This window comes from Rothia sp. HMSC072B04, assembly GCF_001813725.1.
GTDB classification, from domain to species: Bacteria; Actinomycetota; Actinomycetes; order Actinomycetales; family Micrococcaceae; genus Rothia; species Rothia mucilaginosa.
On record NZ_KV813794.1, the window covers coordinates 1 to 11,969 of the forward strand.

An 11,969-nucleotide genomic window follows, 5' to 3' on the forward strand; every position below is an offset into this window, starting at 1 on the left:
CACCTGACGCTTCGAAGAAATCACGCCCGTGTTGAAACCAGCCAGGTGCAGGCCACCGTGGAAACGCGCATGCTCAATCTTCACGCACTTATCCATCACCACGTTCAGGCCGGCAGCCTCACCAATCGCGGCGGCCTCCTCGCTCCAGGAGCCCAGCTGCATCCACACGGTCTTAGCGCCCAGGTCCACAGCCTCCTGAACCACGCCCGGCAGGTCCTCATTACGGCGGAAAATCTCCACCAGATCCGGGACCTCCGGCAGGTCCTGCAGCGACGGGTACACCGGCTGACCCAGCACAAGCTTGCCCTTTGCCGCCAGAATCGGGTTCACAAAATACAGCTTGTACGGCGACGCCGACTGCAGGTACGTTGCCACAAAGTACGAGGCACGCGAAATCTTATCGCTCATACCCACAATCGCAATCGTGCGGGTATTACGCAGAATGTTCAGACGCTCAGGGGCGGAAGGACCCACCCAGGTACGCTTCTCAGTCATTACTTTTCCTCCTGAGTGGTAGTAGGCAGGGAGCAGGATGCGCCAGCAGCAGCCTCAGCGGCAGCAGCGTCCTCGGCGGCCTTAGCGGCGGCAACCGCCTCCTCAGCCTCCACAACCTTGTCTGCGCTGGACTCGCCCACACGCTCACCGGCGTGGTTCAGGCCGGTTGCGTAGGTCAGCGCCTGATCCAGGTCCCAAATGATGTCTTCAATATCTTCCAGACCCACGGAAATGCGGATCAGGTCCTCACCGACACCGCCAGCAGCCAGCTGCTCAGCGGTCAGCTGCTGGTGTGTGGTCGAGCCCGGGTGCAGCACGAGGGTGCGGGCGTCACCGATGTTCGCCAGGTGGCTTGCCAGCTGCAGGGCGCCGATGAACTCGCCGCCGACCAGGCGGCCGGAAGCCTTCTCGGTCGCCTTCACGCCGAAGGAGAACACGGAACCGACACCCAGCGGCAGCAGCTTCTTCGCACGCTCGTGGTGCGGGTGGTCTTCCAAGCCAGCGTAGTTCACGTAGGCGATACGCTGATCCTCAACCAGCCAGGCGACAACCTGCTTAGCGTTCGCCAGGTGCGCGTCCATACGCTGCGGCAGGGTCTCAACACCCTGCAGCAGGTTGAACGCGGACTGCGGGCTCAGCGACGGACCGAAGTCGCGCAGCTGCTCGGAACGCAGCTTGGTCAGGAAACCGAACTCACCGAAGTTACCCCACCAGGACACGCCGTTGTAGGAGGGAACCGGCTCGGTCATGGACGGGAAGTTGCCGTTACTCCAGTTGAAACGACCGGACTCGACGACGATACCGCCGAGGGTGGTGCCGTGACCGCCCAGGAACTTGGTGACCGAGTGAATGACGATGTCCGCGCCGTGCTCGATGGGGCGAATCAGGTAGGGGGTAGACAGGGTTGCGTCCACGACCAGGGGGATACCCGCCTCGTGTGCGACCTCTGCGAGGCCTTCCAGGTCGGCAACCTCACCGGAGGGGTTCGCCACGATCTCGGTGTAGATCGCCTTGGTGTTCTCGGTCAGTGCCGCCTTGTAGTCGGCGGGGTCGGTGCCGGGCACGAAGGTGGTTTCAATGCCGAAGCGGCGCAGGGACACGTCCAGCTGGGTGACGGTGCCGCCGTACAGCTGCGAAGAAGCCACAATGTGGTCGCCCTGCTGGCACAGAGCCGCGAAGGTAATGAACTCGGCAGCCATGCCGGAGGCGGTCGCTACCGCACCGATACCGCCTTCGAGGGAGGCGATGCGCTCCTCCAGTGCGGCGACGGTCGGGTTGGACAGGCGCGAGTAGATGTTGCCGTACTTCTGCAGGGAGAAGAGGTTCGCGGCGTCGTCAGCGTCTTTGAAGACGAAGGAGGAAGTCTGGTAGATGGGGACCGCGCGGGCACCGTGTTCAGCGTCGGGGGTGCCGCCCGCGTGTAGTGCGCGGGTGCGGAAGCCGAAAGTGTGTTCAGCCATTGGTTTGCTCCTGGTGTATCTGCCCGCCTGTGTGCGGGGAGTCGATAGTGGCTCGACTTTATACTGTGCCACCGGCGGCGGGGTGCACCAAGTGCGGGTACCTATATGTCGTTTATTGCGGATTATGACGGGCTATTTTCGGTGAGCAGGGACTGCCGTACGGGTCTTAGCGGGGCATCATATCAGCCGTCATAACAGAAGTTGTTATGACGGTTGTTATGATGCGCGGTCAATGAGACCGACAGGAATGCCCGGTTTTAGCCTGCAATTCCGGGGTTTTTAAGATCCTAAGAGTGGTGAGAATACCGCATCATAACAACATCATCGCAGAATCATAACAGCATCATCACAGAAATTGTTATGATGCTGTTATGACGTTGCTATGACGTTCACCAAGAAGTAGCCATCGGGAGCATGCATGGAAACAAACACCGCCGAACTCATCGAAAACCTACGCCGTAGCCAGGCGGAAAACGGGCGAGTAGAAGTCAAAGCTGCAGCTGGCGGGTTCCCCAAGTCCGTTCTTGAAACCGTTAGTGCCTTCGCCAATGGAGACGGTGGCACCATTCTTCTTGGCCTGACCGACCCGGCAGAAGGTCTACAGCCAGTTGAAGGTTTCAACGCACAGGCAGTCCACGACGCATCCGTTGAGGCAATCCGTTCCAAGATCACACCTCGACCCCCGGTAGATATTCAGATTGAGGCGGCAGACGAGCAGCACCGTATCGTGCGCATCGATGTGCTCCCCGGCGACCCGACACAGAAGCCCTACTACATCGAAGCACACGGCATGTATAACGGCTCCTACCAGCGCGTCGGCGAGGCCGATATTCGCCTCACCAAGTACGAGATTGATCGCCTCCTAGAGAACCGCAGTCAGCCCCGCTACGACGAGGAGCTGGTCAGCGAGGCAAGGTTCAAGGACCTCTCCCCCACCCTTGTGAGTGCCTATGTCGCTCGCCTCCGCGAGGAGCAGCCTCGCGTTTTTGCGGCGCTTTCTGACCGTGAGGTTCTTCTGCAGGCACGCATTCTACGCATCGATTCTGAGGGCCGAGAAGTGCCCACTCTTGGGGCGCTTCTCGCCATGGGATCCTACCCGCAGGCGTTCTTCCCGCAGCTGATGATGAGCGTTGTTGTTCTTCCCGGTGAAGAGCTTGGTGAGGTCACTGAGGACGGTCGACGTTTTCTGGACAATCACAGCTGTACCGGGCCTATCCCCTCCATGTTGGATGAAGCTATGGGCGTTTTGGTTCGTAATATGCGCAAAACGTCCACGATGGAGGGTCTCAACAGTAGCGGCATCGGGCGGGTTGAGCGCTACGAGTATCCGCTGGAGGCTATCCGCGAGCTCTTGGTCAACGCCCTCATGCACCGCGACTACTCGCCTGGTGCGCGCGGCTCGCAGGTGCAGGTTGAGCTCTACACCAACCGCCTGGTGGTGCGTAGCCCGGGTGGTATTTACGGTGCTGTGACTATCCGAGATTTCGGTCAGCCCGGTGTTTCTTCAACCCGCAATAGCTACTTGGCAAGCATTCTGACTGACCTGCCCGACCCGGGGACGGGGCGTTTGATTGCAGAGAATAGGGCTTCCGGTATTCCCACGGTTCTGCGCGCGCTGAAGGAGGCGGGTCTGCCCGCTCCCCAGTTTGCTGACCGTCTACTCTATGTGCAGGTCACTCTGATGCAGCCCCCGCAGGATGTGTCTTCTACGGAACAGAAGACCGCGCCTGAGGATAAGACTCAGCACGCAACCCATGCCGCGGGCAAACATTCAGCCGATGCCGTCAAACCGGCGGGCGCCGATGCGTCGCTTGACGGCCTCAGCGAACGCCAGGCTGGTATTGTGCGCGGTCTGCGTGCACAGGGCGAGGCTGTTTCCACGGCGTATATCCAAGAGCATTGGGGTCGGGGCGCTTCACGTACCTCCATTACGAATGATCTGCGCCGTCTTGTGGAGGCGAAGCTGATTGTTCCTACGGCTCCGCCGCGTAGTAAGAACCGTAAGTATCGCGCTGCTTAGACGTGCCCGATAAAAGGTACACAAAAAAAGGGGGAGGGAAATAGAGCGGTTATTCTCTATTTTCCTCCCCCTTCGACTATTCAGCCAAAACCGCGTTTAGCCGCAAGCCCACTCAAAGACGACCTGCGAGAAGTCGCGGGCGGCAAGCGCCTCCGGAGTAATCAGCCAGTTCGCCGCACCGGCATCACCCCACATGATCTCAATCTCCTCGTCTTCGTTCTCCTCATTCTCCGATTCGGAGACGATAGTCAGCAGGTTCATCGTGTGGCCGCGCAGCTCCTTGAACTCGTCACGCGGGTCATTCTGCACGAAGAACGGGTATCCGCCCACGTGGGAGTACTCTTCCTCCGATTCGAAAGGCTCCGTCAGCTCGTAGAGAGCTTCGCGGCGAGGCTGGTTCTTATACGGGTTCTCGTGTGCCTCGGGCAGCAACTCATCCGGGTAGATTTCATCCCACTTCGCACCAAAAACGTCGTAGTAGTCGTAGCCGGAGGCGGTCACACCCTGCTCGCGTACTTCAAAGGTCATGCCGTACTCAATTTCGAGCGGGCCGCTCTCACAGTCGAAACCGCCGATGGGCCAGCCGCCCTCGTCCCAGTCAATGTTGGGGAACGGGGCATCCGGGTTCGGCTCACCCAGCGTCTCGTAGTAGACGACGCGGTGATTCTTCTGCGAAAGAGGGTTCTCGTAGTCAAAGCCCCACAAGCATTCTTCGTCGTTGGGGTTAATCCAGAACTGCAGCAGACCGGTCGCCGGGTAGATGTCGTTTTCGGGCAGGTCGGCGCAGTTAATCTGCGCGATCATGCCCAGCGGCTCACCCTTCTCATTGGTCGGAGGCAACTCGCCAGCGGGCAGGTACGGACGGCCACCAAACTTGGATGCGGTCTGCGGCAAGGGCTCGGCCGGAACGAAAGGCTTCAGAGCGATAGCCTTCTTACGGGCGCCTTCCTGGTTGAGCAGGTCAATAACGTGCTTCGCCTGCTTCTCAATGTCCTTGAACGGCTTGTTGTTGAGCATCTTAGAATCTCCTCATTGATGATGTGAAAGTAGTACGGTGCCTAGCCGCAAGCCCACTCAAAGACGACCTGCGAGAAATCGCGGGCGGCAAGCGCCTCCGGGGTAATCAGCCAGTTCGCCGCACCAGCATCACCCCACATCACGTATACGTCCTCCTCAGCGTCCTCGCCCCACTCCGACTCGATAGTCAGCAGGTTCACCGTGTGGCCGCGCAGCTCCTCGAACTCGTCGCGCGGGTCATCCTGCACAAACGAAGGGTATCCGCCAATATGCGAGTAATCCCTCTCCTCCGATTCAAAGGGCTCCAGCAGGTTGTAGGAGGCGTTATCGCGTGCGTTCGGTTCCTCGGGAAGCTTCTGGTTCGGGTACATTTCGTCCCAGGCGTCAGCGAACTGGTCGTAGATTTCGAAGCCGCCATCCAGGAAGCCCTGCTCCCAGGGCTCAAAGGCGAGGGCGTACTCGGTGGTCGCCTCGGAAACGCCCTCGCCCTCGGAGCCCAGAGGCCAGCCGTAATCACCCCAGTCAACGGTCGGGAGGGGAGTCGAGAACGGCGCATCCGGGTTCGGCTCGCCCAGAGTCTCGTAGTACACCACGCGGTGATTCTTCTGCGAGAGCGGGTTCTCGTAGTCGTAACCCCACAAGCACTCTTCGTCGTTGGGGTTAATCCAGAACTGTAGCAGACCGGTCGCCGGGTACAGGTCGTTCTCGGGCAGGTCGGTGCAGTTAATCTGGGCGATCATGCCCAGCGGTTCGCCCTTCTCATTGGTCGGCGCGGACTCCCCGGCGGGCAGGTAGGGGCGGCCACCAAACTTGGAGGCAGTCTGCGGCAGCGGCGCATCGGGGCGGGTCACCTTCAGGCGGATTGCCTGCTTGCGGGCGCCACGCTCGTTGAGTGCGTCGATGACGCGGCGTACCTGCGCCAGGGTCTCTTCGGAGGGCTTATTCTTCGGCATTACGTGCTCGTTTCGTCGGTGAATTAATCGGTGTGGAAGGTTCGGTGTGTCAGGCGCGGGCAACGGTACCGCTGCGCCTTCTACCCCCATTAGACCCTATTTCGGGCGGGCGCGCACCGATTCCGGTCACGAGTGCATCCAGTGGGTAAAAAAGCAGGTACACAGCACGCAGAAAACAAGTGCGTGCGCACAGAAAGCCCCGCCTCCTCACCCTCATGCGCGGGCATGAGAGGCAAGAATGCGGGGCTTCCCAGTCATTCTCAGTGGAACTCAGTGGTTCTCAGTGAATCTCTACACGAGACGGTGAAAGGCTTAGAGCGCCTTTTCGATGGTCTCCAGAATGCCAAACGCGGCAGCCGGGCCAGCGTTCAGGAAGAACATGTCAGAATCCACGCTGTGCGCGTGCTTCTCGGTGACAGCCTTGAGGGTGCTCCACAGTGCCTCACCGGTCAGCTTGGACGCGTCGCCGCCCTGCACACCGTAGAACAGGTAGTCGCCGTCAGCCTGGTCAAGCTGCTCGGAGCTCAAATCGATGGAGGTCTTCTCAACCTGCGCAGCTGCGGGGCGCGCCAGGGACGCATCCGCGCAGATGGAACCCACGAACGAGGACTTCGCGAAGATGCGGGTGCGGTCAGCGGAAGTGTACAGGAAGGAAAAGGTCTTCTCACTGCCAGCCTTCTGACCGACCGACTTCGCCTTGGTGTTGTACTCCTCCATGAGCTTCTCAGCCTTCTCGGTGGTGCCCAGCGCGGCTGCAATCAGCAGGAAGTCCTGCTTCCAGTTGACGCCGGTGCCCTCGGTGACCACGGTCGGCGCGATTTTCGCGAGGGACTCGTACAGCTCGCCCTTCTTGTTGGTGTTGTTGATGAGGATCAGGTCGGGCTTGAGATTTGCGATGGCCTCAACGTCCGGGTCGGTGCGCTTGCCGACCTTAGCAATCTTGTCGAGCTCTGCGGACTTATCGGAGAACTTAGTCTTCAGGTAGGTGGGGACCAGGTCGGCGTCACCGGCGGTTGCTGCGCCGACCGGCACGACGCCCAGGGAGAGCACGCCGTCGAGCTGACCGGTGGAGAGAATCACGACCTTGGAGGGTGCGGATTTGATGGTGGTTTCACCGCGGAAGTGCTTGACGGTGCGGGGGAATTCGCCGTCAACGGTGGTGGTGCCCATGCCGGAGGGCAGGGCGGAGGGTGCCACCTTCTTACCGGTCGCAGAAGCAGACGCGGAGGAGGAAGAGCCGGAAGTGTTGGAGGAGCCGCATGCCGCCAGGGCGAGGGCGCCGAAGGAACCGAGTGCGAGTGCGCCGAAGGAGCGGCGGGTGATCTTGTTCGTCATATTTGCCATATTATTAGGATAACCTCATATATGCATATGCGATACTTAATACTTATCTATTGATACGTTAAGCATCCTCCGTCCGCACGGGAGCACACCGCTCCCCCACCACCTCCAAAGCCTATGACACCACAGACCTCCCCCTCTTCCGGACCCGCCGTTAGCGCTGCTTCCCTGGCGAAAATTCGTGCCCTCTCCGCTTCTTCGGACGCCGTATCTGGCGCCTCCTCTGGCGGTCAGGGTGGCAAGTCTATCTCGCGTCTAGCGGTTGCGCTCATTATTGGCGGCGTTCTGCTAGTGCTGCTTTGCGCCCTGTCGTTTACGGTGGGTTCGCGCCTGTTCACCCTGGACCGCTCCATTGACGGTTTCCTCCACCCGGAGGCGAACACTATCGAGTCGAAGCTGATTTGGGCGAAGCGTGCCCCGCGTACCGCCGCTGCGTTGCTGGTGGGTGCCGCGTTGGCGGTGTCGGGTGTGCTCATGCAGGCGTTGAGCCGTAACCCGCTGGCTGAGCCTGGCCTACTGGGTGTGAACTCGGGTGCTGCCGCCTCCGTGGTGGTGGGCGTGGGCGTTTTTGGGGTGTCGTCCCCGTTCGTGCAGCTCTGGCTGGCACTGGCCGGTTCGGGTCTGGCGGCGGCGCTGGTGTTCGTCATGGGCCTGGTGGATTCTAAGCCGAACCTGGATTCGACGGCGCGCCTGGTTCTTACGGGTGTGGCGGTGAATGCCTGCCTGGGCACTATCACCGGCATTATCACGATGTTTAATTCCAAGGCTTTTGATTCGCACCGTTTCTGGGTGGTGGGTTCGCTGGAGAACCGCACCTTCGAGCAGGTGCTCTCGGCGCTGCCGTTTGTGGCGCTGGGCCTGGTGCTGTCATTCATACTGATTGGTCCCCTGCGTGCCCTGGCACTCGGTGAGGATGCGGCAGCCGGCCTGGGTGTGCCGGTGACAATGGTCCGTGGCGCGACGATTATTGCGATTATGGCGCTGTGTGGTGCGGCGACTGCGGTTGCGGGCCCGATTGGTTTTGTGGGCCTGGTCGTGCCGCATGTGGTGCGTCTGCTGGTGGGTTCCGATATTGCGCGTGTGCTGCCGCTGTCGCTGGTGTACGGCCCGGTGCTGGTACTTGCCTCCGATATTTTGGGTCGCGTTCTGGTCATGCCCAGTGAGCTTGAGGTGGGTATTGTGACCGCCTTTATTGGTGCCCCGGTGCTGATGGTTCTGGTGCTGCGTTTGAGTGCCGGTGCGCGCGGTGCGAAGAAGAGCCGCTTGGGTTCGAAGGCGCAGGCGCACGACGAGGCGGGCCCGGCTCATGTGTCGGAGCACGGGGCGCATCGTGCTCACCGCCCTGTTGTGGGTGGTTCGTCTGGTTCGACTGGCGTATCTGGTTCGTAGGTCCCGGTTTCTGAGAGGTTTTATTGTGAGCGTTGTGTCTCGTTCTGTAGCCGGGTCTGTTGTTGCCGGGTCTGTGCGTATCCCTGGGCGTTACCGCACCCCTATTCCGCGTACCCTGCTGGTGGTGGCGGTGCTCGTGGTGGCGGCGGTCGCCTCCCTGGTGTTTGGTAGTTATCAGATGAGCCCTGATCAGGTGTTTCGCCTGATTTTTCAGGGTGAGGGCACGGAGATTGAGCGTCAGCTGGTGTTGAATCAGCGTCTGCCGCGTATGCTTGCCGCCGTGGTGGTGGGTGCGGCTTTGGGCTTGTCGGGCGCTATTTTTCAGTCGGTTTCGCGTAATGCTCTGGGTTCGCCGGATATTATCGGTTTCACGGTGGGTTCGGCGACCGGTGCCCTGTCTGTGGTGCTGATTGGGTCGTTGAGTTCTACCGGCGTGGGTATGGGCATGGGCGCTATTATTGGCGGTTTTGCGACGGCGGCTGTGGTGATGCTTCTGGCGGGTGTGCGCGGTGGCGCGACGATGGGTCAGAAGATGGTGCTGATTGGTATTGCGGTGAGTGCGATGCTCAGTTCCGTAAATGATTACCTGATTACGCGCGGTGATTTGGAGAAGGCGGAGGCGGCGAAGACCTGGCAGCACGGTTCGCTGAATGCCCTCTCATGGAACCAGATGTCGGTTCAGGCGGTGCTGCTGCTGGTAGCAATTCCGCTGGTTCTTCTGCTGACGCGCCGCCTGCGCACCCTGGAGCTCGGCGACGATTTGGCGGCGGGTTTGGGTCTGCCGGTGAAGAAGACCGTGAACCTGCTGGTGGCGGCGGCTGTGCTTCTGGTGGCTGTGGCGATTTCTGTTGCGGGTCCGATTGGTTTCTTGGCGCTGGTTGCCCCGCAGATTGCGCGTCGCCTGTGGAATACTCCGGGTACGGCGATGTGGCATTCGGCGCTTCTGGGTTCGGTGATTTTGGTGCTGGCTGATTTTGTGTCGGCTCGTGCGTTGGCGCCGTTCCAGATTCCGGTGGGCCTGGTGACGGGCGCGCTGGGTGGCGTGTACATGCTGTGGCTACTGTACCGTCAGCGCTAAATTTGCCGCCTCATTCCGTGTAAGTGACCGGGTGTTCCCCACTGTGGGGGCACCCGGTTTTCTGCGTTTCGCGGGGTTTCGCTGGGTTTAACGGGCGGTTTCACTGGGTTTCACGGGTGGTTTCAGATTTTTTCAGAATTTTCCCAGTTTTACCCCGGGGTAGATTAAAAACTGCTTATCGTGTCAGGGGTCGCTCATAGAGTGTAGGTGTTGGAAGGGACGATCCTTCCAACCGGGCGCACCGCCTCCTCCGGTGTCGCCGCTAGGTTGATTCAGCATCTACGGAAGGAACGGTCATGGAAAACACCACTCACGAGAGCCAGTACGCAAACGCAGAGATTTCCTGCACCGCAGATGAGCAGCTGTGCCGTGATGCAGAGTTCAACCTGCTGATGCAGTCCGGCACCATCGTCCGTATGGAGCGCTTCAACGTGGAGGAGCTCCGCGCCGTTCTGGAGCAGCTGGTGGCTGAGGGTTCGTGCTTCCGCACCGCGCCGGTGTCTTCGACTATGGGCCGTGTGATGCGTCAGCTGACTCAGGGCGCTTCCGGTTACGAGGCGAACCTGGCTGAGCTGCGTGCGTCGGCGCAGAACGCGCTGCTGTTCGTGTTCCCCCTGGAGAAGGACCTGGAGATGTGCCTGCGCTTTGAACGTGTGCAGGGTACCGGCCTGGCGCTGACCCGCCTGGGCGTGAGCCCGGTCAATGGTGACCTGTGGACTCAGCACTGGGCGATGCGCGCGCTGGAGTGCACCGGGGGTGTGTTCGCGGTGGAGTCCGCTCCGGGTGCCTGCAATTTTGAGCTGCGCCGCGAGATGTTCTACGCGATGCTGTCGCTGGTTGAGCTGTCGACTTTGGGTCTGTCGGCTGAGCCGGAGGACTTCTACATGTTTGCCGATTCGGAGGCTGTGTGTAAGAAGTTCAAGCGTGAGCGTCGTGATTGCCGCCGCGCGATGCGTGCCCAGTACGACCGCGCCGCATAAGGTATATCGTGTATGCCTTATGCGGCATACGCGCATATCAGAGCCATTTGTTCTTCTTGAAGAACCAGTAGAGGAGCAGGCAGGAGCCCACCATGAGTAGCAGCGCGGCGGGGTAACCGAACTCCCATTTGAGTTCAGGCATGACCTCAAAGTTCATGCCGTACACGGAGCCAACGATGGTGGGCACCATGAGCAGCGCCGCGTAGGCGGAGATTTTCTTGGTGTCGTCGTTCTGCTGCTGACCGAGCAGGGTGTCGTGCACGCGCAGGGCGTTTTCGAGGGAGCTGCGAAGGTCTTCGAGGCGTTCTTTTGTTTGGGTTACGTGGTCGAGCACGTTGCGGAATTGCCGGGCGAGCTCGACCGCTTCTTCGTTCTTTTCTTCGTCGGATACGCCCGGGTAGGGTGAGGGGTCGAGCGCGCCGGTGCGCATCCCTTCGATAATGCGGCCAATCATGGATTCGAGGGGTCGGCAGGCACGCTGGAAGTCGATGACCTGGTTGAGCAGTTCGTAGATGCGCTGTGCGAGGGAGTTGGCGTCTCGCCGCTCGTTGGTGGAGAAGAGGATGTCTTCGATTTCGTCGTTGTCGTTTTCGAGGCCATCGAGCACGGGTGCGTACCCGTCGACGGTGCTGTCGAGGATGCGGTGCAGCAGTCGGGCGGGGGATGCGTCGGGGGTGGCGTAGAGCAGGTTGAACTGGTCGTTGATGCGCTGGTTGCTGCGTTGTTCGTCGCGGACGAGTGCGAGGGTGTAGCGGGGGCCGGTGAAGAGGTGCAGTTCGCTGAGGCGCACTTCTTCTTCTTTGTCGAGGTAGATGGCGGGGCGGATGACGGTGAAGAGGGAGTCGCCGTATCGTTCTAGTTTGGCGCGCTGGTGGCCTCGTCCGGCGTCTTCGATGGCGAGTTCGTGCAGGTTGAAGGTTTCTTGCAGGGCGTGTAGTTCGTGGATGTTGGCGTTGGCGTATCCGAGGGCTACGGCGGTGTTGGGCTGCTGGTAGGCGTTGAGGGTTTCTTCTTCGGGTGTGCCTACGCGGATGCGGTCTCCGCTGGGGTAGATGGCTCCGGTAATGTAGGTCATCGTTGTACTCCTCTGAACGCTGTGGCGCCACGTGTGCGAGGCGCTCTTTCCAGCATACGGCACACGCCCCGCCCGGTCACATGCACCGCGCGTGCACCCGGCATACGAAAAGCCCCCGGAAGGCACCTGTAAGGTAGCCTCCGGGGGCTTTCGCGTATTGA

Annotated in this window: 10 protein-coding genes; 4 read left to right on the plus strand and 6 right to left on the minus strand. The window is 60.5% G+C overall.

The window, feature by feature from the left end; all coding sequences use genetic code 11:
- Both HMPREF2928_RS01720 and HMPREF2928_RS01725 read right to left on the minus strand, forming a co-directional pair.
- Window positions 1-495, minus strand: a 495-nt coding sequence (locus HMPREF2928_RS01720) for a CoA-binding protein (RefSeq protein ID WP_070687169.1), incomplete at its 3' end; no start/stop codon positions are given.
- Complete coding sequence (locus HMPREF2928_RS01725; protein WP_070687171.1) at window positions 495-1,955, minus strand: O-acetylhomoserine aminocarboxypropyltransferase/cysteine synthase family protein; 1,461 nt, start codon at window positions 1,953-1,955, stop codon at window positions 495-497. The genes HMPREF2928_RS01725 and HMPREF2928_RS01720, both read right to left, overlap by 1 nt.
- A gap of 418 nt (window positions 1,956-2,373) precedes the next feature.
- On the opposite strand from HMPREF2928_RS01725, the gene HMPREF2928_RS01730 reads away from it, so the two are divergent.
- Window positions 2,374-3,975 (plus strand): ATP-binding protein, encoded by a 1,602-nt coding sequence (locus tag HMPREF2928_RS01730; RefSeq protein WP_070687173.1) that lies wholly within the window; start codon window positions 2,374-2,376, stop codon window positions 3,973-3,975.
- A 96-nt stretch (window positions 3,976-4,071) separates the two neighbouring features.
- Here HMPREF2928_RS01730 and HMPREF2928_RS01735 read toward each other — a convergent pair whose 3' ends face one another.
- The 3 genes from HMPREF2928_RS01735 to HMPREF2928_RS01745 form a co-directional block, all read right to left on the minus strand.
- Window positions 4,072-4,992 (minus strand): YwqG family protein, encoded by a 921-nt coding sequence (locus tag HMPREF2928_RS01735; RefSeq protein ID WP_070687175.1) that lies wholly within the window; start codon window positions 4,990-4,992, stop codon window positions 4,072-4,074.
- A 41-nt stretch (window positions 4,993-5,033) separates the two neighbouring features.
- Window positions 5,034-5,945: a YwqG family protein gene (locus HMPREF2928_RS01740; RefSeq protein WP_070687177.1), complete on the minus strand. Its 912-nt coding sequence runs from the start codon at window positions 5,943-5,945 to the stop codon at window positions 5,034-5,036.
- 312 nt (window positions 5,946-6,257) lie between these two features.
- Window positions 6,258-7,280, minus strand: a complete 1,023-nt coding sequence (locus HMPREF2928_RS01745) for an ABC transporter substrate-binding protein (protein WP_070687209.1) — start codon at window positions 7,278-7,280, stop codon at window positions 6,258-6,260.
- A gap of 123 nt (window positions 7,281-7,403) precedes the next feature.
- Here HMPREF2928_RS01745 and HMPREF2928_RS01750 point away from each other — a divergent pair, with 123 nt between their 5' ends.
- From HMPREF2928_RS01750 to HMPREF2928_RS01760, 3 genes are all read left to right on the plus strand, one after another.
- Complete coding sequence (locus tag HMPREF2928_RS01750) at window positions 7,404-8,675, plus strand: FecCD family ABC transporter permease (RefSeq protein ID WP_070687180.1); 1,272 nt, start codon at window positions 7,404-7,406, stop codon at window positions 8,673-8,675.
- Between the two features lie 25 nt (window positions 8,676-8,700).
- On the plus strand, window positions 8,701-9,753 hold the full coding sequence (locus tag HMPREF2928_RS01755) for a FecCD family ABC transporter permease (protein ID WP_070687182.1): 1,053 nt from the start codon (window positions 8,701-8,703) through the stop codon (window positions 9,751-9,753).
- Window positions 9,754-10,049: 296 nt separating this feature from the next.
- The gene (locus HMPREF2928_RS01760; RefSeq protein WP_070687185.1) at window positions 10,050-10,733 is read left to right on the plus strand and encodes an integrase; all 684 of its coding nucleotides are present in this window, start codon (window positions 10,050-10,052) and stop codon (window positions 10,731-10,733) included.
- Between the two features lie 37 nt (window positions 10,734-10,770).
- Here HMPREF2928_RS01760 and HMPREF2928_RS01765 read toward each other — a convergent pair whose 3' ends face one another.
- A complete protein-coding gene (locus tag HMPREF2928_RS01765; protein ID WP_049354414.1) occupies window positions 10,771-11,808 on the minus strand; it encodes a magnesium and cobalt transport protein CorA in 1,038 nt (345 codons plus the stop codon).
- Between the last annotated feature and the right edge of the window lie 161 nt (window positions 11,809-11,969).

Excerpts from the sequence above, each read along its gene's own strand:
- HMPREF2928_RS01725 (WP_070687171.1), bottom strand. The coding sequence starts at position 1,955 with ATGGCTGAACACACTTTCGGCTTCCGCACCCGCGCACTACACGCGGGC.
- HMPREF2928_RS01730 (WP_070687173.1), top strand. The coding sequence starts at position 2,374 with ATGGAAACAAACACCGCCGAACTCATCGAAAACCTACGCCGTAGCCAG.
- HMPREF2928_RS01735 (WP_070687175.1), bottom strand. The coding sequence starts at position 4,992 with ATGCTCAACAACAAGCCGTTCAAGGACATTGAGAAGCAGGCGAAGCAC.
- HMPREF2928_RS01740 (WP_070687177.1), bottom strand. The coding sequence starts at position 5,945 with ATGCCGAAGAATAAGCCCTCCGAAGAGACCCTGGCGCAGGTACGCCGC.
- HMPREF2928_RS01745 (WP_070687209.1), bottom strand. The coding sequence starts at position 7,280 with ATGACGAACAAGATCACCCGCCGCTCCTTCGGCGCACTCGCACTCGGT.
- HMPREF2928_RS01750 (WP_070687180.1), top strand. The coding sequence starts at position 7,404 with ATGACACCACAGACCTCCCCCTCTTCCGGACCCGCCGTTAGCGCTGCT.
- HMPREF2928_RS01760 (WP_070687185.1), top strand. The coding sequence starts at position 10,050 with ATGGAAAACACCACTCACGAGAGCCAGTACGCAAACGCAGAGATTTCC.
- HMPREF2928_RS01765 (WP_049354414.1), bottom strand. The coding sequence starts at position 11,808 with ATGACCTACATTACCGGAGCCATCTACCCCAGCGGAGACCGCATCCGC.